The following is a 23,411-nucleotide window of genomic DNA, read 5'->3' as shown; positions in this document are numbered from 1 at the left end:
AAACGTATAATTAACACTAATCAAATGAAAAACAAAATTACTCTTGTTATTGCATTCGCGATAGCTTTTTTTATTTCAGATTATTCATATGCTCAGCTAGTTACTAGTGGAGCAGATGATGGATCAGACGGAACCTTGCGAAATGAAATCGCAGATACGCCTTCAGGCGGTACAATTACTTTTATGGCTGGAGTTACTACTGTAACCTTAAACAGCGAACTTTTAATTGATAAAGATCTTACTATTACAGGCTCAGTATCACCATTAGTAACAATTGATGCTAATTTCAATGGACGAGCATTTAATATTACAACGGGTAACGTCGTGTTGAATAATTTATTAATTACCAACGGAGTCGCTCCTGATGGTGGAGGTATTTATATGACTAATACTTCTGTTACTATCAACGATTGCGTTATTACAAATAATGTTGCTAATTCCACTGGGTCACCAGCTGGATCTGGTGGTGGAATTTTTAATGATGTTGGCGGAGTGCTTATTGTAAATAATACTGAAATATCTTCCAATACAGCCAATAGAGCTGGTGGTGGAATTGAAGACAAAACTGGAGCTGGACTTGCTACAACGCTTAATAATGTAAGTTTTTTTAATAACAATGCAGGTGTGGCACCAGCAACAGCAGCTCCAGGTAATGGAGGTGCGTTACACGTGTCTAGTACAGGTTCTGTAATAATTGTTGGTGGAATAGCTAGCGGAAATATAGCTGCTCTAGAAGGAGGTGCTTTATGGAATGGCTTTGGTACAATGACTGTTGACGGAATGACTATTGACGGAAACGATGCTCAGGGAAACAACGGAGATAACGGTGGAGGAGGAATCTTCAATAATGGAGGAGCACTTATCGTGCAAAACGGAACAACAATAACAAATAATACGGCTTCAGGAACTTTAGGTTCTGGAGGAGGAATTTTTACATTAACTCCCGGAACTTTAAATATTGACGGACTAACTATAGAAAATAATACGGCTAATAGAGCAGGTGGAGGAATAGAAATTAATTCTGCATCTGGTGAAGTTTATACTTTTAATGATGTGTCCTTATTTGGAAATATTGTGAATGGACCTGCACCAGGAAATGGTGGTGGACTTCATATATCAGGAGCAGGAGATGTTGTGTATAACAATGGTACAGTTTCGAATAATACAGCTTTCGAAGGAGGTGGATTATGGAATAGTGTTGGATCTATGTCAATAAATGGAACTACTATTACAGGAAACATCGCTAACGGAAATGCTACTGGTGGTGGCGGACTTTTTAATAATGGCGGAATTCTTAATGTTGACTCAGCAACGACTTTAACAGGTAATATTGCGGATGCAACTGATGTTGGTGGTCGTGGTGGAGCAATCTTCAATAATGTTGGAGGTGTGTTAAATCTAGCTACTGGTCTAACTATATCAGGAAATTATGCAAGTAGAGCAGGTGGAGCTATAGAAGATAATTCTGGCGGTACATTAACGTTAGATGGTGTAACATTAACTGGAAACTCTGCAGGTGTAGACCTCAGTTTGGGTAATGCTATTGCGCCTAATCCTGGAAATGGTGGAGCAATTCACTTATCAGGAACAACAAATGCTGTAATTAACAACAGTACTATTACACTAAATTTATCAGCTTCTGAAGGTGGAGGATTATGGAATAACTTAGGGACAATGACAGTTGATAATACTTTAGTTGATGGAAATGATGCTCAGGGAGCAGATGCCGATACTGGAGGTGGAGGAATCTTCAATAATGGAGGTACACTGATTGTGCAAAATTTGGCGACCATAACAAATAATAGTGCTTCTGGAACTTCGGGTTCTGGAGGTGGAATTTTTAGTACTGACGGAAATGTAACAGTCAATACATCATGGGTCGCTTACAACTCTTCTAACCGAGCAGGTGGAGGAATTGAACTCATAGAAGGTAATTTAAATCTTATTAATTCAACTTTAGATTTTAATACTACTGGCGCAGCACCAGGAAATGGTGGCGGATTACATATTACAGGTTCTGCAGATGCTAATATATTAGATGGTACAGTTAATAGTAATGTGGCTGCACGTGAAGGTGGAGGACTTTGGAATGGTTCTGGAACTATGACAGTCAGTAATGTGACAATAGATAGCAATGAAGCTCAAGGATCTGCAGCTGATGATGGAGGTGCTGGAATCTTTAATAATGGAGGAACTTTAAATGTTCAAGGCGGTACAACAATAACTAATAATGATGCTACAGGAACTTTAGGTTCTGGTGGAGGAGTTTTCTCAACCGATGGTGTCGTTACTATTGAAGCGTCATCAATTAGAAATAATACTTCTAATCGTGCTGGTGGTGGTATCGAACTTATAGAAGGAACTTTAAACATTACAAATACTACAGTCAATTCAAATGTAACAGGTTCTGCACCAGGAAATGGTGGTGGACTTCATATCACTGGAGCTGCTAATTCAAATATTACTGGAGGAACATTCAATACCAACACTGCAATACGAGAAGGTGGTGGATTATGGAATGGCTCAGGAATAATGACCGTTGACGGAACTACAATATCAGGAAATACTGCCATAGGTCCAGCTGCCGATGATGGTGGTGCTGGAATTTTTAATAATGGCGGAACTTTAAATATAATTGGAGGAGCCAGAATCACAAATAATACGGCTACTGGAGCTTCAGGCTCTGGTGGAGGAGTATTATCTACAGATGGAACTGTAACAATTGATGCTTCGGAAATTTCTTCAAATACAGCTAGTCGCGCAGGTGGCGGAATTGAATTAATTGAAGGGATGTTAAATATCACCAATTCAATAATAAATTCTAATACAACAGGTGCTGCTCCAGGAAATGGAGGTGGACTTCATATTACTGGAACGGCAAATTCTAATATTATTGGTGGTACGTTTAATGATAATAATGCTGCCCGTGAAGGAGGTGGATTATGGAACGGAGTTGGTACAATGACTCTAGATGCACTTACAGTAAACGGAAATACGGCTAATGGTCCAGCTGCTGATGATGGTGGAGGTGGAATCTTCAATAATGGAGGTACACTTATCGTACAAAATGGAACAGTTGTAAGTAATAACATAGCAGACGGTACTTCAGGTTCTGGTGGAGGTATTTTAACTATTGGAGGAGATGTTACTGTTGATTCATCTTCAATTATCACGAATCAAGCAAATAGAGCTGGTGGTGGTATTGAACACGCTGGAGGAACATTAAACCTTATCAATACTACTCTAGATTCAAATAATGCTGGAGTTTCTCCTGCAATTGCTGCGCCAGGTTCTGGTGGAGGATTACATGTTAGTGGTTCAGCAACAACTAATATTACTGGAGGAACCACAAATGATAATATTGCAGCCAATGAAGGTGGTGGTCTATGGAATGGTTCTGGAGTTATGACAATAGTAGATCATACTGTTGATGCTAATACGGCATCAGGAAATGATGCAATGACTCCAGGAGCTGCTGGAGGTGGTGGAATCTACAATGAAGGCGGAACACTTGATATTTCAGGTTCTACATTTATTACTAATAATGTAGCAGATGGAGCGCAATCAACTGGTGGAGGAATCCTAAATGCTGGTGGTACATTAAGTGCCAACGGAATTAATATTATGAATAATCAGTCTAATCGCGCAGGTGGAGGTATTGAAACTAATGGAGGAGGAGCAATAAGCTTAACAGACGTAAGTTTGAACTCTAATGAAACAGGCGTTGTGACAGGAGCGGGAGCACCAGGAAATGGTGGAGCTCTTCACGTAAGTGGTAATGGTAATGTTATGGTTACTGGAGGTACAGTTAATATGAACATTGCTGCTTCTGAAGGAGGAGGATTATGGAATGGTTCTGGAACAATGACTGTTGATGGTACCACTTTAGATAGTAATGATGCACAAGGCGCTTCAGCTGATAATGGAGGTGGAGCTTTATTTAACAACGGTGGAATATTAATTGTTCAAAACGGAACATTAATCACCAATAATACGGCTACTGGAGCATCAGGTTCTGGTGGTGGAATTCAAAATGTAGATGGTGGTTCAGTTTCAGTTTCAGATTCTGAAATATCAAGCAACACTTCAAACAGAGCCGGAGGAGGCATAGAGGATAATTCAACCAATGGCGTTGGAACCATTACACTCTCAAACGTAACGCTTAATAATAATACTACAGCAAGTGCACCAGGAAATGGTGGCGGACTTCATATGACTGGGCCAGGAAATTCAACAATTACTGGTGGTACAGTTAATATGAATATTGCTGCTTCTGAAGGAGGAGGATTATGGAATGGTTCAGGAACAATGACTGTTGATGGTACCACTTTAGATAGTAATGAGGCGCAAGGCGCTTCAGCTGATAACGGTGGAGGAGCTTTATTTAATAATGGCGGAACATTGATTGTTCAAAACGGAACATTAATCACCAATAATACGGCTACTGGAACATCAGGTTCTGGTGGTGGAATTCAAAATGTAGATGGTGGTTCAGTTTCAGTTTCAGATTCTGAAATATCAAGCAACACTTCAAACAGAGCTGGAGGAGGAATAGAAGATAATTCAACCAATGGAGTTGGAACTATTACACTTTTAAATGTAACACTTAATAATAATAATACCACAGGGAGTGCACCAGGAAATGGTGGCGGACTTCATATGACTGGTCCAGGAAATTCAACAATTACTGGAGGAACAGTTAATATGAACACTGCAACTCTTGAAGGAGGAGGATTATGGAATGGTTCTGGAACAATGAATGTTGATGGCGTTACCTTAGATAATAATACGGCAAGTGGAGCCATGGCCAACGAAGGTGGTGGTGGAATTTTTAACGCAGGAGGAACCCTCATAGTTCAAAATGGAACCATAATTATAAATAATACAGCTAATGGCGCATCAGGTTCTGGTGGAGGAATTCTAAACGACCTAGGTACACTAACCATTACAGATTCTGAAATCATGAATAATTCATCAATGAGAGCTGGTGGTGGTGTTGAAGAAAATTCTGAATCAGGAAGCCTTTTAACAATTATGAATACCAACTTAGTAAACAATAGTACTGGTGCAACACCAGGAAATGGTGGCGGACTGCATATTACTGGACCAGGAGATTCAAATATTACTGGAGGTACAGTAAACAGTAACTCTGCTGCTCGAGAAGGTGGTGGATTATGGAATGGGTCTGGAATAATGACTCTTGATAATGTTAGTGTTAATGGTAATACGGCTTTAGGTAGTGCAGCAGATGATGGAGGTGCTGGAATCTTTAATAACGGAGGAACATTAAATATTACCAATGGTAGTGTGGTTTCTAATAACTTGGCAACAGGAGCTTCGGCATCTGGTGGTGGATTACTAAGCACAGATGGAGATATTACAGTTACAAATTCAATATTTGAAGCCAATGCTGCAAATAGAGCTGGTGGTGCTATTGAAATTATTGATGGGACATTAACATTTACTAATTCTTTAATGTCTGCTAACGATGTAAACGGCTTAGCAGGAAGCCCTGCTCCAGGAAATGGAGGTGGTTTGCATGTTACAGGAACTTCAGGTTCTGTATTGATTTCTACCAGTACAATTACTGGAAATACAGCAGCCAACGAAGGTGGAGGATTATGGAATCAGAACGGAACAACAATGGATGTTTCAAACTCTACAATTGATGCTAATGTTGCAGCTGAAGGTGGAGGGATATTTAATAATACAGGATCTATTACAACTGTGATGACGAGTACTATTTCAGGGAATTCTGCATCTGTATCTGGTGGTGGAGCTTCTAATAATGGTGCGACTTTAGATTTTAATGCTGTAACTATAGTTATGAATACAACTGCTGGAACTGGTGGTGGTATTGATGCAGTGAATAATGTGTCTTTAAAGAATACTATCGTGGCATTAAATACAGCTGCTTCAGGAACAGATGTTTCTGGAATCTTAACATCTAACGATTATAACTTAATAGGAATGGATGATCTAGCAGTTTTTGCTGCTCAAGCCAATGATTTAGAAGGCGTAGATCCAGTTATTGGACCATTGCAAAATAATGGAGGAACAACATTTACGCATCAATTACTTGGTGGTTCACCTGCTTTTGATGCTGGTGATGCTGCTGATGTATTTACAGATCAAATTGGTCAGGCGGTATTTGGTGGATCAAGAGATATTGGAGCTTACGAATCTCAAATCACATTATCGGTTGAAGACTTTGATTCAGATGCTATAATGGGAGTTTATCCAAACCCTAGTAATGGTATTTTTAATATCGAAATTGGAACTTCAATTTCTGATGCTATCAATTTAAAGGTAATTTCAGTTACAGGTAAATTAATAAAAGAAATGCCACTAAATACTGGATTAAATACGATTGATATTGACGGAATGGCTTCTGGATTATATATTTTAAATATTACTTCAGGAAGTAACACCGTGACACATAAATTAATTTTGAATTAGTGATTTAGTCCTATTGCTAAATTAAATTTGCTTAGAAGGCCACCATTAGGTGGCTTTCTTAGTATTTATTAAAACCAAACCTTAAAAAAACGCGTAGGTATTGTATGATGAAATCCCTTATATGCTTTAGTATAATGCTCTTTTTTTGCAATACAGTTTTTGCTCAAAAATTAAATCACTTTGCTTCTTTTAGAACTATTGAAAGTGATAATTATTTTAGGTTTAATTATGATAATGATTATTTCGCAGCTCTTGACGAGAATTATACTCAAGGTTATAATTTAGAATTTGTATCACCAGTATTAGCTAAAAACCCAATCCTATCGCTATTGGTTCAGCCCAAAGCGTTTCAATTTAAATATGGTCTGGCATTAGAGCATATTGGGTATACACCAAATGATTACCATCTTCCAGACATCCAATTTGGAGATCGGCCTTTTGCAGCTGCTATTATGATAGAAAGTTCAGTACTAGGCATTCATAATACTAAGAAAATACGCATGCACAGTTCTTTAAATTTCGGACTTATCGGTCCTGGTGCTTTCGGAAAAGAAATGCAGGTTGGTATTCACAATCTTACAGGAAATAAAACGCCCAGAGGATGGAAGCATCAGATAAAAAATGATATAATCATTAATTATAATTTAGGTATAGAAAAGCAATTAGTAAATGTTAGTGATGTGATGTCTTTGCAAGTACAATCTCATTTAAATATAGGGACTCTATTTACTAATGTTTCAGTAGGAACAAATGTTATTATTGGAAAGTTTCAAGATTTCTTTACTTCGGAAAAACGTCATACAAAATTTCAAATCTATACTTATATACAACCTGTTTTTAGTGCCATTGCCTATGATGCTACGCTTCAAGGAGGTCTGTTTAACAGAGAGAGTCCTTATACAATATCTTCTAATGCAATTAAGCGCTTTACATCACAATATAATTACGGATTTGTAATTCAAACGCGAACACTGTTTTTTGAATATACACGTTCGGTGATTTCTAAAGAATTTCAAACGGGTACATCAGCCAAATGGGGAGGTGTCAGAATCGGTTTTACATTTTAGCTTTACGACGAAAACCTACCTTTATAAGCTATAGCTTGTTTGATATGCGCCAAATGATGATTGCTATGCCATGCATACATGCCAATCGTTTCATCTAATTGAAATCGTCTTCCGTGTTCAGGATGTACAAATACTCGTGATAGCTCTTTTGTAGATATATGACTTAGTAATTTTCCTAGTTTAGCATGAAGGCCATTAAGCAAGTTAAGTGTGTCATTTATATTATCATCGATACTATCAATTAATGTTGCCCAGCGCTCTTCATAATAGGGTCTTATAGTTGGCGACTCTTCGGTTAAGGCCAGCTTAAAACGTATGATGCTATTCATGTGACTGTCTGCACAATGATGAACCACTTGCTTTATAGTCCAGCCATCAGGTCGATACTGCCAGTTTAATTCTTCAGTAGTTAGACCTTTAGTTACGGCTTCAACGGCCTGAGGAAATTGTTCTATATCCTGAATCCAGAGTTTAATTGTTTCTGGAGTAATTATTTCAGGTTTTTGAAATTCTCCGATAGGAAAACGAAGTTTATAAAGTGCTTCTTCAGTCATAATTATATAGTGTTAAAATCGTACTCTGAAACTTATATTTGGTGTAATACCTAGCGAAACGTTCTCTATAGTGATAAGATCACCCTCGCTGTTTTCGACATAATAAGTATTAATCACATTTTTTTTGTCTAAAAGGTTCCAGATAGACGCTCCAATAGATGCGTCCATTTTGTTGGTTAATTTTAATTGATAGGTTGCTGAAATATCTGTTCTAAAATAATCATCTAACCGTTCGTTATTTGGAATATCATATTCAATTTGAGCATTGGAGGTGTTTTGATTCTGAAGTGGTAAAGTTAGCGGTTTTCCAGAGTGCCAGTTCACACCAAGTGCCAGCTTTAAATCATTAATTGTGTAAGTGCCAGCAAACGTAGCTGTATGTCGTACATCTATATTATTTGGAAATGTGCTACCATTGTATAAATTGTCAAACGTATAATCATTTTTGCTAAAGGAATAACTTAGCCAGGTACTAAAGGAATCATATTGTTTATTAATTAAAAAGTCAATACCTCTAACTTGATATTTGCCGATATCGTTTGTGAATTGAAATTGGTTTTGAAACCCTTGACTCCGAGCAGTAATGCCTTCTACATTTTTTATAAAAGCTTCTGCACTAATCAGCAGTTTGTTTTTATTGTAGTGAATTCCAACAGCACCTTGTGTGCTTTTTATTATAGGAATATCTTCGTTATTTGATAAAATCCAACGTCGCTTTTCAATGCCCAAAAAGTCATTTTGTAAGTCAATAATTTGAGATGTCGTCTGACTCTTTAATTCGGCTAAAAATTCGATTCTAAAATCGTTGTTGAGTTTGTGGCTTACCGAAAGTCTCGGTTCAGTAAAAAAATCAGAAAACTTTTCAATGTAGTTGGTTCTAATTCCAATTCGGGCATAGGTGTTTTTATTTGCTGAGGTAAATTCGGCTTCACCATAAATCGAATGTGTTCTCACGACTTCTTTTATAAAACTCACAAAACTGGGATTGTCTAATTCTTCCGAATTACTAATGATAACTTCACTAAACTGATAACCACCATGCAATTTTAAATGCTCATCAATGTGATTGGTAGCGTTAATTTTTACACTTACATCATTAACCTGGTTATCTTGGATGAGTTCTTGAGTATTGACAATGTCAAAATTTGTCGCTTTTAAATCATAATTGGTGTAATAAACTTGAGCTGTAGTAGTAAGTTTGCTACTCCAGTATTTTAAATATTCAAAACCTGCAGCAAAGTTGTTTTGTTCCAAACTATTTTTTAATGGAACACTTGTGGCATCGCTAGATTGCTGATCATAGGTTAAACTATTATTAATCGTCAGAAAATTAAATCGAAACTGATCCTGGTCGGTAATATCGTATAAAAATTTAGTTGAAATATCATAGAAATAGAAACGTTCGTTATTTGAAGTGATTTCTGAGTTTCCTTGTTGCGGATTAGAAAAATCACTATCCTGAAATACGCGTTGTAAATATTGATCGTATGTTGGTGTAAAAATAAAATCGGTTACAGAGCGTCTTGCTGCAACTTGTATTTCGGCATTTTCATCTAGAGGGACTTTAGCAAAACCATCGGCATGAATGAGATTAAAGCCAGCACCAGCTTTAAAATCTTGATCCAAGCTGTTAGACTGTTGCATATCAATAACACTAGATACACCATCGCCAAACTTAACACTAGTCCCGTTTTTTGAAACGTTAACTTCTTTGGTTAAATTCGGATTGAAGGCTGATACTAAACCAAAAAAGTGCCCAGATTGATACATTTTAATGCCATCCCATAAAATAAGGTTTTGGTCATGAGTTCCGCCTCTGACATTAATATTAGAGACGCGTTCATCTACACTGATGATACCTGGAAGTGCTTGAATACTTTGCAGTATATCTGGTTCTATAAGTCCGGGAAGTATCCCAAAATCTTCAGTTTTGATATTGACTTTACCATCACTCTTTTTTGAAATTCCTTTGGTAAGAAAATTAGTAATGACAACTTCTTCAAGCTTTTGAGTGATAAAATTACTAAATGGGTTGGTCCGTTTTGAAATGACAACTCTAGAACTATCCAATAGGATAAAGTCGAGATTGGTTTCAGATTTTAAAAATGCTAAAGCCTCATCTAATGTAAGATTGTCACTGGGAAAAAAAGCTGTTTTACCATCAATGGTTAAGTCCAGGTATGTAAAATTGATACTGAACTTAGCTTCTAAATGTGTGAGAATTTTTGCAAGCGGGAGTTTATTTTTTAAATCGGTCTGTGCAGAAATGCTCCAGATATTCAAAAAAAATAAGATTATAAAAAGATAGTGTGCACCTTTTTTACTCACGCTTAAGACTAATGATATGATCCGTTTTACTATACTTTAATTGTAATGGTAAAGTAATGGATTTTAAGGCAATTTCAATATCATTGTGCGTAAAACTTCCAGTAAATTTTTGGTTAGCATCTCGTTGGTCATAGCTAACAGTGACATCGTACTGGCGTTCAAATTCTGAAATAACTTCTTTAAAAGGGATACTTTTAAAGGAGCTATTGTGGTTTAACCATGACGGACTAGATAGATTTTCTTTTTCGGTAGCAATATAATTCCCATCAATAATTAAAAAAGAGTCTCCAGGAAGGAGAGTATGTTGTTTAAGATTTGTATCAACTTTAACTTGACCTTCATAACAGGTAACTTCAAAAAAGTTTTCACGATGCTTGACATTAAACTGTGTGCCAAGAACAGTAACTGTTCCTATATTGGTTTTTACATCAAACTTTTGACCTTTGGCCACTTTGAAAAAGGCTTCACCATCAAGGTTAACCGTTCGGTTGTTATCCCAACGCGACTCATTAAAAGTTATGGTAGACATGGCATTGAGTTTAACTTCAGAGGCATCAGGTAAAGTAACAGATTTTTGTTGAGAAACCAGAGTGTTCATTTCGGTATCTAAAGTTGTTATATAGAAATATATACCAAAGCATATCACCAAAATTGCTGCGACTTTTGACAGAACAGGTAACAGTTTGCGCTTTTTTTGTTGTGTTGAATTAATCGTGTTCCAAACGTCATCCAAAGCATTATCTGTAGACATAGTATCTGCTTTAAAGCCTTTTAAATGCTTGTCTAAACGCGTTAAATCATCATAATCATCAAGTTGCTTGAATGCTTCAAGTTCCTGAGGGTTTAGATTGTGATCTAACCATTTTTGTATGAGGTCTTCTCGGTTCATAATATTCGATTCACACATATAACAGTTGCTGAGCAAAAATTCCTACCCTTATAATTCATCGATGTCTTTTCTTAATTTTTTTAAAGCACCATAAATGCGTTTTTCTACTGCTTTTGTCGATATATCCAACAACTCAGCAATCTCTTTAAAGCGTTTGCCTTCAACTCTGTTCATTAAAAAAGCAACACGTTGTGCTTCGGTTAAATTAGAGATAGCCTTTTCTAATTTTGCCTTGTATTCTTTTTCTTGAAGTAAAAACTCTGGATTGATATTGGTACTGTGCTTTGGTTTTGTTTGTCGGTGACGTAAAACCACTTTTTGATGTGCAAATTCATTCAACATCAGATTATTGGCTGTGGTGAATAAAAAACTCTTGGCTTTATCTTGTGGTATTTTCGAGCAGTTTTCCCATAGTTTAACAAAAGCCTCCTGCATTTTATCTTGCGGATTTAACTGACTTCCGAATTTATAATAGAGAAAGTCATGTAAATCTTTAGAGTATTTTTTAAATATAGAAGAGAATAACTGCTCTTCACAAATATGGTCTTTAAGCGGTTTTGACATTTGTTTTTTGGTTGTGGCTAAGTTATGAAAATTATATGGTAGGAATTTTAGCTTTTTACATGTTCTATTAAAAAATACAAGTAATTGTTAAGTCTGCTTAACCGTTAGTTTTAGTTTTTAGTTGGTTAAAAGGATTGCTGGTCATAGCGATCCTTTTTTTATGAATCACGATTTTTTGGTAATTCAGCATTCTTATCGTTTAATTTCTCCTTTTGAACTTCATAAATACATCACAAATCGCTAAATTTGCATCTTTAAAATTCTAGAAAAACATGTTTAATAATTTAAGTGAAAAGTTAGATAAAGCATTACACGTCTTAAAAGGACATGGTAGTATTACCGAAGTTAATGTCGCTGAAACATTAAAAGAAGTACGTAGAGCGCTTTTAGATGCCGATGTTAACTTTAAAATTGCTAAAGAATTTACCAACAAAGTTAAGGAGAAAGCTTTAGGTCAAAATGTATTAACAAGCTTACAGCCAGGTCAATTAATGGTTAAGCTTGTTAAAGATGAGTTGACTGAGCTTATGGGAGGCGATGCAGAAGGCATTAATCTTTCTGGTAATCCTAGTGTGATTTTGATGTCAGGTTTACAAGGTTCTGGTAAAACAACCTTTTCAGGTAAACTGGCTAATTACTTAAAAAACAAAAAAACTAAAAAACCTCTATTGGTTGCTTGTGACGTTTATCGTCCAGCGGCAATTGATCAATTACATGTTGTAGGTGGTCAAATCAATGTTGAGGTATTTAGTGATAAAGGCAATAGTGATCCTGTAGCGATTGCTCAAGCTGGTATAGCACATGCAAAAGCTAATGGTCATAATGTAGTTATAATTGATACCGCAGGTCGATTAGCAGTTGATGAAGCGATGATGACCGAAATATCTAATATTCATAAAGCGATTCAACCGCAAGAAACACTTTTTGTTGTTGATTCGATGACAGGTCAGGATGCTGTAAATACAGCAAAAGCCTTTAATGATATCTTAAACTTTGATGGTGTAATTCTTACCAAATTAGATGGTGATACACGAGGTGGAGCTGCGATTTCTATTAAATCTGTTGTAAATAAGCCAATCAAATTTATAGGTACAGGTGAAAAGATGGAGGCAATTGATGTCTTTTATCCATCACGTATGGCAGATCGTATCTTAGGAATGGGAGATGTTGTCTCTTTAGTTGAAAGAGCTCAGGAGCAATATGATGAGGAAGAAGCACGTAAGATTCAGAAGAAAATTGCCAAGAACCAATTTGGATTTGATGATTTCTTAAAACAGATTCAGCAAATCAAGAAAATGGGTAATATGAAAGACCTTATCGGAATGATTCCCGGAGCAGGAAAAATGATGAAAGATGTCGATATTGATGATGATGCTTTCAAGGGCATTGAAGCGATTATCCATTCGATGACACCAGAAGAGCGCTCTAACCCTTCTGTTATTAATGCAAGCAGAAAAAAACGAATAGGCAAAGGCTCAGGAACTTCAGTACAAGAAGTAAATCAGCTTCTCAAACAATTTAACCAAATGAGTAAAATGATGAAGATGATGCAAGGAGGAAAAGGAAAAGCAATGATGCAAGCTATGAAAGGCATGAGATAATTCTCATGCTTTTTTTGTGACTAGTCAAAATAAAAACAACACAACACAAAATCAACAATGACAATTCTAGACGGAAAAAAAGTAAGTAACGACATTAAAGACGAAATCAAACAACAGGTTGATAAAATGAAAGCTAAAAATGAGAAAGTTCCTCATTTAGCTGCCGTTATTGTTGGAAATGATGGTGCAAGTTTAACCTATGTAGGAAGTAAAGTTCGTGCCTGTGAACGCGTTGGATTTGAGTCAACGATGGTGAGAATGTCAAATACGACTAGTGAGATAGAATTGTTAGATAAAATTGAAGAGTTAAATCAGGATGATAATATTGACGGTTTTATTATTCAGTTACCGCTACCACCACAAATTAATACTCAAAAGGTATTAATGGCAGTCGATCCAAGTAAAGATGTTGACGGTTTTCATCCAGAAAATTTCGGAAAGATGGCACTCGATATGAGTACATTTATTCCCGCAACACCTTTTGGAATTTTAGAGTTATTAGATCGCTATGGTGTGGAAACTAAAGGAAAACACACAGTAGTTATCGGTAGAAGTCATATTGTTGGACGCCCAATGAGTATTTTAATGGGACGAAAAGGGTTTCCAGGGAATTCTACAGTAACTCTGACACATAGCCACACCAAAAATATCAATCAAATTACATCTCAAGCAGATATTATTATTTCTGCCTTAGGTGTGCCTAACTTCTTAAAAGCCGAAATGGTAAAAGACGATGTGGTTATTATAGATGTTGGGATTACAAGAGTTCCTGATGAAAATTCAACCAAAGGTTATATCATTACTGGTGATGTGGATTTTGAAAATGTAAGTAAAAAAGCGAGTTATATCACACCTGTTCCTGGTGGAGTAGGACCTATGACTATTGCGATGCTTCTTAAAAACACATTGTTGGCAAGAGAGCAGCGTATGTAGTGAGTACATTTAACTATATTGCAGTATGATTAATTTTTATGCTGCTGTTTCTGGTCGTGTTCTTATAGGTAGTTGGGAGCATTTGCTTCCAATAGTTTTTGCTCTCATCGTTTCTGTTTTTTTAATCAGATACGCCAGAACCTTATCTTCTAAGGCTCAGTATAGGCTTATCCATTTTATAGCTGTTTTTATTTCAGTTACAGTTATCGTATTTCACATATACAATAGTATCTATAGTGATTATAATTTTAGAGTTGATTTACCTTTATATTTATGTAGCCTACTCGGAATTTTAATCCCGATATATACCTATTATAAAAAATACTGGATGTTTGAAATTTTAATATTTTGGATCATCGCAGGAACCTTACAAGGTGTAATTACACCTGATATTGCAGAAGGAGCACCTAGCTTTGATTATTTTAGATATTGGATTGTACATTTAGGATTGCTTCTCGTTATCTTTTACAGCATTTTTGTTTTTAAGCTCAAACCAAAATTCAAAAGTATATTTAAGTCCTTCTTTGCATTACAACTATATGTGCTATTGATGATAGCTTTAAACTTTATTTTAGATGCCAATTATTTTTACCTAAATGAAAAACCAAAATCGGCTTCAGTTTTGGATTATTTTGGAGATTGGCCTAATTATATTATCGTTTGTCAATTGCTAATTATTCCACTGTTTATGATTATTTATTTGCCTTTTTATGTCCACAAACAATCACTTCGCAAATAATTGAGTTATATCTTTAAATGCTTTGAATTCTAGAGCATTTCCAGCGGGATCTAAAAAGAACATTGTGGCCTGCTCGCCAATTAGACCTTCAAAACGTATGTAAGGTTCAATGATAAATTTTACCCCTTTTTGAGTTAGCATTTTAGAGAATTCTTGAAACGTATCCCAAGGTAAAACGACGCCATAATGAGGAACAGGAACCGATTTTCCGTCTACAGCATTGGTATGTGTTTCCATATCAGATTTAGCTTTATAATGTATGACGAGTTGGTGTCCGAAGAAATTAAAATCAACCCAATGCTCACTACTACGACCTTCTTCACAATTGAGAACGTCCTTGTAAAATATACGGCATTCATTGAGGTTATGTACAGGAATAGCAATGTGGAAAGGTGATATGTTTTGCATCATTTAAAAAATTAATACATCTAATGTACCACTAATTTTTATCCCTTGTTGATTTTATAATCAAATAAGTAACGAATGCTAACGGAATTAATATGGCGATGCCAATGGTAATTACACTTCCTAGGTTCATAAGTATTAGTTTTTTCTGATGCAGTCGATTTTCCAAGTTGGAAATACAACAGACTCCGTTTTGTCAACCCATTCACCAATCCATTTATAACCCGTTTTGCTCATGTCATAAAACGTTAGGCGAAAATAACCATCAGTACCATTTGGAGCTTGTTGTTCTCTGTAGAGCACAATTTTGTCGTCTTTTTTATTGCCTTCCCAAACAGGAAATGTTGTTGAAGGTGTTTTTGATGAAAACCAATGCACATACCAACGGCTACTATCTTTAACAAATTGTCGTATGCTGCCTGAGTGCGACCCATCTGCTTTGAGAGTTTCATCTTGAACGGCAGTACCATTCATGATGTATTTCCAGGTCCAAGTCATGTCTTCAGGGTCATTCCATGTACCATCTTGCTTTCTGGTTGTAGATTTACATTGACAGGTGCCTATCATTTTAGCATAATCGCTTATTTGTTCTGGAGCATTCGGATTTGGCTGTCCAAAAGGAAATGCTTCTGATGCTTTGTATTTGTAGTGTTCTTGAGCATGTATAGTGCTGCATAAAAACATAAGACTTAAGTAAATTAAAAATTTCATATAGATATAATTTTAAAGTAATTATGCCTTTCTGAGTCTAAGGTATCCTTAATCATGAAGTTGATTGTTAGCCAAAGATATAAACCCAGAAAAGGCATAATTTGATTGAGACCAATAGCTAAATCAAATCAACTGTTTCAAAGCAAAGTAAAAAGAATGTAGTTTGTTGAGTTATTGCAGAGAGTTGCAATTTATTTGCAGTAAAGCAAGTTAAGAAAACCCTAATATTGATCTAAAAAGTCTTTTACTGTTTTCAAATTACTTTTAGATACAGGAATTTTAGTGTCATCATGAAGAATGACATTTGAAGCATTTGCCAAATGTAGTTCTTTGGCCAAATCCATATTAACTATCGCTTTTCTGTGAACGCGTAAAAAGTTAGCACTTAATTTTTCTTCGAGCGCTTTTAATGAACTACGCATGGTATAGGTTTTACTGTTGGTGGTATGTACTTTTACACAGTAGTCGTCGGCTTCAATCCATGAAATGTGAGCAACAGGAATTATTTTACGTTTATTACCAATTTTAATATTTAATATGGTTGATTTTTCATCAACTTGGGCACTTAGTTGTTTATAAAGCTTTGAGTTTGTTGATTTCAATTCAGAAAGTTCTTGGACTTCAATTTGTAGCTTTTCATTTTCAAAATACAAATATAAAATCATACTTATCGCTATATAACCTAGTGTGTATATGGGCGCTTTTTGGTAAGTGAAAAACGGAATATATTCAGAAAATAAATCGGTTATAGAAAACGTATGATTAGAAAATAGCGCACTACTCAAAGCGATAATAAAGATATTTATAATCACTAAACTGATAATTAAACCAATAAGTTTTAGAATACTTTGAGTCGTTTTTTTTCTTGAAACTCTTACTCTAATATATCCGATTAATATAAAAGATAACATTAACCAAATGATCCAGCGATAGGCTTGTGTTTTTAAAAGGGCAAAAAAGGTAACACCGTCTCCGAGCTCATAACGCCTGATGTAATACAATTGTTGAAAGGTCTCAAATGTAATCGCCAATAACACGACTATTCCTATGATTAGAATACTTCGTTTTGTATTAGATATGTGTTTTAACTGCGGAAACATCTAAGTTTACTTTTTTTGCTTTTGAGATGATAACTTTGATTGATATACCTTTGTAGAGTCTTCAAGAAGTTTGCTTAATTCTTTAAACTCTTCTGAAGTTAATTCGCGGTACTCACCAACTGGAATATCTAAGCTTATGTTCATAATGCGCACACGCTTTAAGGTTTGAACTTCATAAGTTAAATACTCACACATCCGACGAATTTGTCGGTTTAAGCCTTGTGTTAAAATAATACTGAAGGTGTTTGAGTCAATACGATTGACGTCACACTTTTTAGTGGTTCGATCCAGCTCTTTTAGATATATTCCACCAGACATTCGTTTGATAAACGTTTGAGAAATTGGCTTGTCAACAGTAACAATATATTCTTTTTCATGATTATTACTGGCTCTCAAAATCTTGTTTACAATATCACCATCATCTGTCAGTAAAATAAGTCCTTCACTAGGTTTATCTAAACGCCCAATTGGAAAAATACGCTTAGGATACTTAATAAAATCAATAATATTATCTTTTTCTACACGAGTGTCGGTTGTACAAACGATACCTACTGGTTTGTTAAAAGCGAGATACACAAAATCATCTTTAGTATTCTTAATCAACTTTCCATCGACGTGCACGTCGTCATTCGGACCAATTTTTGTACCCATTTCAGGAACTACGCCATTTATGGTCACGCGTCCAGCATCAATAAGTTTATCAGCTTCACGACGTGAACAATAACCTACTTCACTTAGATATTTGTTAATACGTTTTAGAGTTTCAGACATAGTTCAAAAATACAAAACTAAGCTTTAATAAAATCGAGAATGTGATCGTGGACTTCATCAGATTTTAAACCGTGTCCATAACCTTTGGTCGTAACCAGTTTTGCGTTTTTGTAAAAGTTGTCAAAATCTTCAGCATCTCCATAAGGAATTATTTTATCCAGTTCATCGTGAATTATGAGTCCGTGAGCTTCTATATGTTCAGAAAGACGAGCGGCATTAAAGTAATCTGGCTCTTGATTAAAACGCTCTAAAACGATAGCATTCATGGCTTCGGCTACACGTTTATTATAACTCATCATTTCAATATATCGTCCAAAAACCCCAACAAAATTAGAAGGAGCTCCTAGTAATATCAATTTATGTATTGAAGGTAATTGATGCTTTTGCTGAAAAAAAGCAGCCGCCATTCCACCAACAGAATGTCCGACAATAATATTAGCATTGAACTTTTTAGCGACAACATTAATGCATTCAGAATAGATGATTGCATTAAACACTTTTCCGCTGGATCTCCCATGAGCAGGAGCATCAAGAGCAATCACATTATAGTCAAGAGCATTTAATTTTTCAATTAAAGGTTTCCATCGATAGGAGTTGCTTTCCCAGCCATGTGCCAAAAGAACAGTCTCTTTTTTTCCTAACCATCGATAGGTCATGATATTAAGATGCTCATATTGAACGTCTTCAATAAAAGCTGTCATTAAGAAGTCTTTTTCAAGTTCTTTTAATTTAATTCTACGCGGACGAGAAAATAGTGAAATGGCCATTTTGCCTGCTGCACTTGGAGAGAATAAACTAATGAAATTGATAAACCCACCTATGAATTTTGTAAGAAACTGTTTCATTAATCTTCTCTATTTACTAAGTCCATAGAAAAAGCAGGTGTGCAAATTGAGATGTATTCGCAAGCTACTGTAAAAGGGTTTGAGTATTGTACTCGTGTGTTTTTTTCAATCTTAATGGATTGTCCAGCTTCTAAAACAACAGTTTCATCTTCAATAATGAATTGTTTTTTTCCTTTGATTATATAAGTATACTCGTCAAATAAAGGGGTTTGAAATGGCTCACTCCAACCAGCTGGAGCAACCATATGCGCTATACTTATTTTTGAATCTCTATTAGTTGCATTGCCGAAATGCTCTTCGATGAGCTTTCCGTCAGTAGTAGGAACAACAAAAGGAGCGTCTTGAATTTTATACGATTTCATAAACTATTTTATTAATTCTCCCTTAATTATTGTTTGCGTCTATTATAAATATGCAATATAACCTTGTATAAGGCTATAGTGTTTGTTCTACCAGTGTATCATGAAATATTTAATCTTAGCATTATCCGGAATTTGAATAGCCTCTATGTTCAGCGTCATATCAAACCTCAAATTTGCAGGCAACTCTTTCTTGTCTATAGTAAAAGAAGCATTGATGTCATTAACTGAAATAACTACCGAATTAATAAGATTATTAATACTGGAAATTTTATAATTATCATTAATATCTTTAAATGTGCTTAGTGTCGAAATGTTTTGATCTGTTTTAAATTTTTCACTTAAAACATGGATGCTTTTTATCGTAGCAGTAGAGTCTAACGCCTGACCAGGTGTTAAGTTTAATAATTTATTTCCTGTTTTTGAATAGATAACAATATCATTATCCTGACCAGTAAACTCGTCGCCTTTTATTGAAGTTACAATAGAGTCGTTAGGGAATGCTAATTTTAAATCTTTAACCTGTGTAGAGTCGGTAAGTAGACCTATATTTTGTTTGCTTATTTGAAATGGATCCTGTTGTTTTTCAGGTAAACAACTTACTATTACTACAGTTATGATTATTAGTAGTGCAAAATTTTTTAAATGTGTATTCACAAAAAATGGATTAAATATATATTAGTTAATGGTGTTATTTATTTCAACATTTTGGTTAAAATACCAAGAACGCTTCGAATCACAGTTGGACTTGTCAAAACTTTAACAATAGGGTTTTGTCTGGTACTTCTGCTTCTGGATTGGGAAGCTCGTTTTTTACTTTCAGCTTTTTTAAGTGCTTCTTGTTCCTGACGGGCTTTTTCTTTGGCTTCTTCGGCTTCGGCAACCTCAATTTTTTTATTGAGCATTTCGTAAGCACTTTCTCGGTCAATGTCTTCGTTGTATTTTTTTGCTAGTTTAGATTTCCCAAGTAAACTTCCTAGTTCTGTTTCGGTAAGTACATCCATTCTGCTCATTGGAGCTCGCATCATTGTGGCTGCTAAAGGTGTTGGTTTTCCTTTTTCGTTTAATGCTGAAACTAACGCTTCACCAATACCCAACGACGTGAGTACATCTGCAGTATCATAATATTTGCTATCTGGATAATTTTGCGCAGTCAATTTAATGGCTTTTCGGTCTTTTGCAGTAAATGCTCTTAATGCATGTTGTACCTTTAAACCTAATTGTCCTAATACCGCTTCAGGAACATCAGTAGGGTTTTGAGTTACAAAATATAAACCGACACCTTTACTACGAATAAGTTTAACAATACTTTCAATTTGATTGAGTAGCGCTTTTGAAGCTTCATTAAAAATTAAATGGGCTTCATCAATAAACATGATTAATTCTGGTCTGCCGCTATCACCTTGTTCAGGAAATGTAGAGTATATCTCTGCTAAAAGGCTTAACATAAATGTTGAAAATAATTTAGGTCTATCCTGAATATCGGTTAAGCGAATAATATTAATATAACCTCTTCCGTCATTATCCACACGTAATAAATCATCAACTTCAAATGAAGTTTCACCAAAGAATAACTCGCCACCTTGTTGTTCTAATTCTACAACTTTTCTAAGAATAGCACCTGTTGATGCTGTTGAAATTCGTCCGTAGGCTTCCGTAAATTCTTCTTTACCCTCTTGAGTAGCGTATTGTAATATTTTTTTGAAATCTTTTAAATCTAGCAAAGGTAGTTTGTTGTCATCACAGTACTTAAATATCACTGCAACAACACCAGATTGTGTTTCAGTTAAATCAAGAATACGAGACAATAACACAGGTCCAAATTCACTTACTGTTGCTCTCAGTCTTACACCATCTTGCTCAGATAATGTCATAACCTCTACAGGAAATGATTTGGCTTCAAAAGGAAGTCCTATTTTTTCATGACGTTCATCAATTTTTGGATGACCTGGACTCGGTTTTGCTAAGCCACTTAAATCGCCTTTAATGTCCATTAATAATACAGGAACACCTTTTTCGCTTAAATTTTCAGCTAAAACCTGTAATGTTTTTGTTTTTCCTGTACCTGTAGCACCAGCAATTAAGCCATGTCTATTCATGGTTTTGAGTGGTACATTTATAAAGGAGTTGGTTAAGGTTTCCCCATCTAACATGGCAGAGCCTAAAGTAATGTATTCGCCTTTGTTGGTATTTCCGTCTGTGATTTCTTTTAAAAAATCGTCCGTTCTACTCATAGTTCAAAATTTGCATAAAAATAGTGTAATTTTAGTCAAGTTTAAAATCAACTAAAATGAAAAATTCATCTTGCTTTATAATTATTTTATTTTTCTTCGGAATGATCTCTTGTCAACAAAATTCTCAGGACATTAGTTTTCACAAATCTCATGAACCTCAAAAAGCTGAGATGCCATTTAGTGATGTTGTTGAAGCTAATGGTTTTCTATTTCTTGCAGGTCAGGTTGGGATGGATCATTCTACAAGAACATTGGTGAAAGGTGGAATAGAAAATGAAACCAGGCAATGTATTGAAAATATTAAAGCGGTATTGCTACAGCATAATTCTTCACTTGATCGTGTGGTGAAATGCACTGTAATTCTTAGAGATATCAATGATTTTAGTGCCTTTAATAAAGTGTATCAAACATACTTTCCTAACAAACCTGCGCGTACAACTTTTGCTGCATCGGGTTTGGCTGTTGGTGCCCAAATAGAAATTGATGTTATTGCAGCAAAATAGAAGTTATATCTACCATTAACTCTAATTGTTAAATTTACTGTTTACTACCTGCTAAATACTGACGACTATTTAATACATTTGCAAGCTATGACTAGAAGAGAACGACAAGAACATATAGATAAAGGTTTACTATTACCCTTAATGGAGGAATTTTATACCATTCAAGGTGAAGGTTATCATAAAGGCACTGCAGCATATTTTGTAAGAATTGGAGGTTGTGATGTTGGTTGCCATTGGTGTGATGTTAAAGAAAGCTGGCTGGCCGAATTACATCCACCTACCGAAACCGAAAAGATTGTAGCCAATGCTGTAGCTTACAGTAAAACGATTGTGGTTACAGGAGGAGAACCATTGATGTGGGATATGGGTCCATTAACAGAACAGCTTAAAGCAAAACAAGTACAAACTCATATAGAAACTTCAGGGGCTTATAAATTATCTGGAACTTGGGATTGGATTTGTTTGTCACCAAAAAAATGAAGTTGCCAACTGATGAAGTTTATGAAAAGGCTAATGAGTTGAAATGTATTATATATAATAAGGACGATTTCCGTTTTGCCGAGGAGCAGGCAGCAAAAGTAAATAAAGAGTGTATCCTTTATTTGCAACCTGAATGGAGTAAGCGTGATAAGGTTGTTCCGCAAATAGTCGATTATGTTATGGCTAACCCAAAATGGAAAGTCTCATTACAAACTCATAAATATTTAAACATACCATAATAAAAAAAGCTCTGAAAATGTCAGAGCTTTTTTTTATTTGTAACTGTAATTATTTTGTGAATGGAACAGCTACTCTAACGTGATCCCATCCTAAATGCATGTGAACACCATCTTTAGCTTCTTCAAATGCAATAGAAAAAGCTTCTAGTGATTCTTTTCCTTTAGTTACCGGAACTTTTAGTCGTGCAACATCATTACCTTCTTTGTAAAAATAACTTCCCCATACATTAAGGTCTTTACTAATGATAGCAGTCCATTCTTTTTCACCAGGAATTACATAAAATGTATAAGTGCCAGCTGCAACTTTTGTTTTTCCTAACATCATTGGTGTGTAAAGTGTAAGTTCAGCAGCTTCGTTAGCTCCAGTTCTCCAAACTTCTCCATTTGGAGCTAATTTATCTAATGAACGATCTTTAAGCTGAGGTCTGCTGTAAACAATCTTGATCAACTTGTTTGAATCCTTATAACTTGTTGGGAAGGCGGCAGCATCCATCGGACTTTTATCCATCTTCGGAAAATCCTGAGCCTGAGTGTTAATTGAAAAGAGCATTAAAAATGCCATAGCAATTGTAGAAATAATTGATTTTGTTTTCATGGTGTGTTTTTAGTTTTAATGTGAATATGATAAAG

The 23,411-nt window shown here is 35.4% G+C and carries 19 protein-coding genes and 1 pseudogene; 7 read left to right on the top strand and 13 right to left on the bottom strand.

The annotated features are described in order from the left end of the window. Positions 1-24: 24 nt before the first annotated feature. Both H7350_RS12540 and H7350_RS12535 read left to right on the top strand, forming a co-directional pair. Positions 25-6,459, top strand: coding sequence for a T9SS type A sorting domain-containing protein (locus H7350_RS12540; RefSeq protein WP_204346272.1), 6,435 nt, complete (start codon positions 25-27; stop codon positions 6,457-6,459). 104 nt (positions 6,460-6,563) lie between these two features. Continuing rightward, positions 6,564-7,526 (top strand): lipid A deacylase LpxR family protein, encoded by a 963-nt coding sequence (locus tag H7350_RS12535; RefSeq protein WP_338105779.1) that lies wholly within the window; start codon positions 6,564-6,566, stop codon positions 7,524-7,526. Positions 7,527-7,528: 2 nt separating this feature from the next. Here the strand turns inward: H7350_RS12535 and H7350_RS12530 are convergent, their stop codons facing one another. The 4 genes from H7350_RS12530 to H7350_RS12515 are packed head-to-tail and all read right to left on the bottom strand — an operon-like array spanning position 7,529 to position 11,861. Beyond that, the gene (locus tag H7350_RS12530) at positions 7,529-8,080 is read right to left on the bottom strand and encodes a YfiT family bacillithiol transferase (protein ID WP_204346271.1); all 552 of its coding nucleotides are present in this window, start codon (positions 8,078-8,080) and stop codon (positions 7,529-7,531) included. A gap of 12 nt (positions 8,081-8,092) precedes the next feature. Further along, positions 8,093-10,363, bottom strand: a complete 2,271-nt coding sequence (locus tag H7350_RS12525; protein ID WP_204346270.1) for a TonB-dependent receptor plug domain-containing protein — start codon at positions 10,361-10,363, stop codon at positions 8,093-8,095. A gap of 37 nt (positions 10,364-10,400) precedes the next feature. After that, positions 10,401-11,297 (bottom strand): FecR family protein, encoded by an 897-nt coding sequence (locus H7350_RS12520; protein ID WP_204346269.1) that lies wholly within the window; start codon positions 11,295-11,297, stop codon positions 10,401-10,403. Positions 11,298-11,345: 48 nt separating this feature from the next. Continuing rightward, positions 11,346-11,861, bottom strand: coding sequence for an RNA polymerase sigma factor (locus H7350_RS12515; RefSeq protein WP_204346268.1), 516 nt, complete (start codon positions 11,859-11,861; stop codon positions 11,346-11,348). A gap of 272 nt (positions 11,862-12,133) precedes the next feature. Between H7350_RS12515 and ffh the strand changes: the two genes are divergently transcribed. Genes ffh through H7350_RS12500 form a run of 3 tightly spaced genes read left to right on the top strand, consistent with a single transcriptional unit; the run spans position 12,134 to position 15,134 of the window. Next, positions 12,134-13,462: a signal recognition particle protein gene (ffh, locus tag H7350_RS12510; protein ID WP_204346267.1), complete on the top strand. Its 1,329-nt coding sequence runs from the start codon at positions 12,134-12,136 to the stop codon at positions 13,460-13,462. A 57-nt stretch (positions 13,463-13,519) separates the two neighbouring features. Continuing rightward, the gene (locus H7350_RS12505) at positions 13,520-14,395 is read left to right on the top strand and encodes a bifunctional 5,10-methylenetetrahydrofolate dehydrogenase/5,10-methenyltetrahydrofolate cyclohydrolase (protein ID WP_204346266.1); all 876 of its coding nucleotides are present in this window, start codon (positions 13,520-13,522) and stop codon (positions 14,393-14,395) included. 25 nt (positions 14,396-14,420) lie between these two features. After that, on the top strand, positions 14,421-15,134 hold the full coding sequence (locus H7350_RS12500) for a YwaF family protein (protein ID WP_204346265.1): 714 nt from the start codon (positions 14,421-14,423) through the stop codon (positions 15,132-15,134). On the opposite strand, the gene H7350_RS12495 is transcribed toward H7350_RS12500, so the two are convergent. The 8 genes from H7350_RS12495 to H7350_RS12460 all read right to left on the bottom strand — a co-directional run bounded on the left by H7350_RS12495 (position 15,120) and on the right by H7350_RS12460 (position 21,559). After that, positions 15,120-15,542, bottom strand: coding sequence for a VOC family protein (locus H7350_RS12495; protein ID WP_204346476.1), 423 nt, complete (start codon positions 15,540-15,542; stop codon positions 15,120-15,122). The genes H7350_RS12500 and H7350_RS12495 overlap by 15 nt on opposite strands. A 135-nt stretch (positions 15,543-15,677) precedes the next feature. Continuing rightward, on the bottom strand, positions 15,678-16,250 hold the full coding sequence (locus H7350_RS12490; protein WP_204346264.1) for a hypothetical protein: 573 nt from the start codon (positions 16,248-16,250) through the stop codon (positions 15,678-15,680). Positions 16,251-16,471: 221 nt separating this feature from the next. Then, positions 16,472-17,350, bottom strand: a complete 879-nt coding sequence (locus H7350_RS12485; protein WP_204346263.1) for a LytR/AlgR family response regulator transcription factor — start codon at positions 17,348-17,350, stop codon at positions 16,472-16,474. Between the two features lie 6 nt (positions 17,351-17,356). After that, complete coding sequence (gene rluF, locus H7350_RS12480; RefSeq protein WP_204346262.1) at positions 17,357-18,121, bottom strand: 23S rRNA pseudouridine(2604) synthase RluF; 765 nt, start codon at positions 18,119-18,121, stop codon at positions 17,357-17,359. A gap of 17 nt (positions 18,122-18,138) precedes the next feature. Next, entirely contained in the window at positions 18,139-18,966 is an 828-nt protein-coding gene (locus H7350_RS12475; protein WP_204346261.1) for an alpha/beta fold hydrolase, read from the bottom strand. After that, on the bottom strand, positions 18,966-19,328 hold the full coding sequence (locus tag H7350_RS12470; protein ID WP_204346260.1) for a cupin domain-containing protein: 363 nt from the start codon (positions 19,326-19,328) through the stop codon (positions 18,966-18,968). Before H7350_RS12470 ends, H7350_RS12475 begins: the two co-directional genes overlap by 1 nt. A gap of 87 nt (positions 19,329-19,415) precedes the next feature. After that, on the bottom strand, positions 19,416-19,982 hold the full coding sequence (locus tag H7350_RS12465; RefSeq protein WP_204346259.1) for a hypothetical protein: 567 nt from the start codon (positions 19,980-19,982) through the stop codon (positions 19,416-19,418). Positions 19,983-20,020: 38 nt separating this feature from the next. Continuing rightward, complete coding sequence (locus H7350_RS12460; RefSeq protein WP_204346258.1) at positions 20,021-21,559, bottom strand: helicase HerA-like domain-containing protein; 1,539 nt, start codon at positions 21,557-21,559, stop codon at positions 20,021-20,023. A 56-nt stretch (positions 21,560-21,615) separates the two neighbouring features. Between H7350_RS12460 and H7350_RS12455 the strand changes: the two genes are divergently transcribed. After that, complete coding sequence (locus H7350_RS12455) at positions 21,616-22,062, top strand: RidA family protein (RefSeq protein ID WP_204346257.1); 447 nt, start codon at positions 21,616-21,618, stop codon at positions 22,060-22,062. An 87-nt stretch (positions 22,063-22,149) separates the two neighbouring features. Continuing rightward, positions 22,150-22,781, top strand: a pseudogene (locus H7350_RS12450) (7-carboxy-7-deazaguanine synthase QueE). 49 nt (positions 22,782-22,830) lie between these two features. Here H7350_RS12450 and H7350_RS12445 read toward each other — a convergent pair. Then, on the bottom strand, positions 22,831-23,376 hold the full coding sequence (locus H7350_RS12445) for a DUF2911 domain-containing protein (RefSeq protein ID WP_204346256.1): 546 nt from the start codon (positions 23,374-23,376) through the stop codon (positions 22,831-22,833). Positions 23,377-23,411 lie beyond the last annotated feature (35 nt).

It is taken from the genome of Psychroserpens algicola (assembly GCF_014526325.1).
Lineage (GTDB): Bacteria > Bacteroidota > Bacteroidia > Flavobacteriales > Flavobacteriaceae > Psychroserpens > Psychroserpens algicola.
Note: the sequence above shows the minus strand (reverse complement) of the source record. Positions and strands in the feature narration are given on the sequence as shown.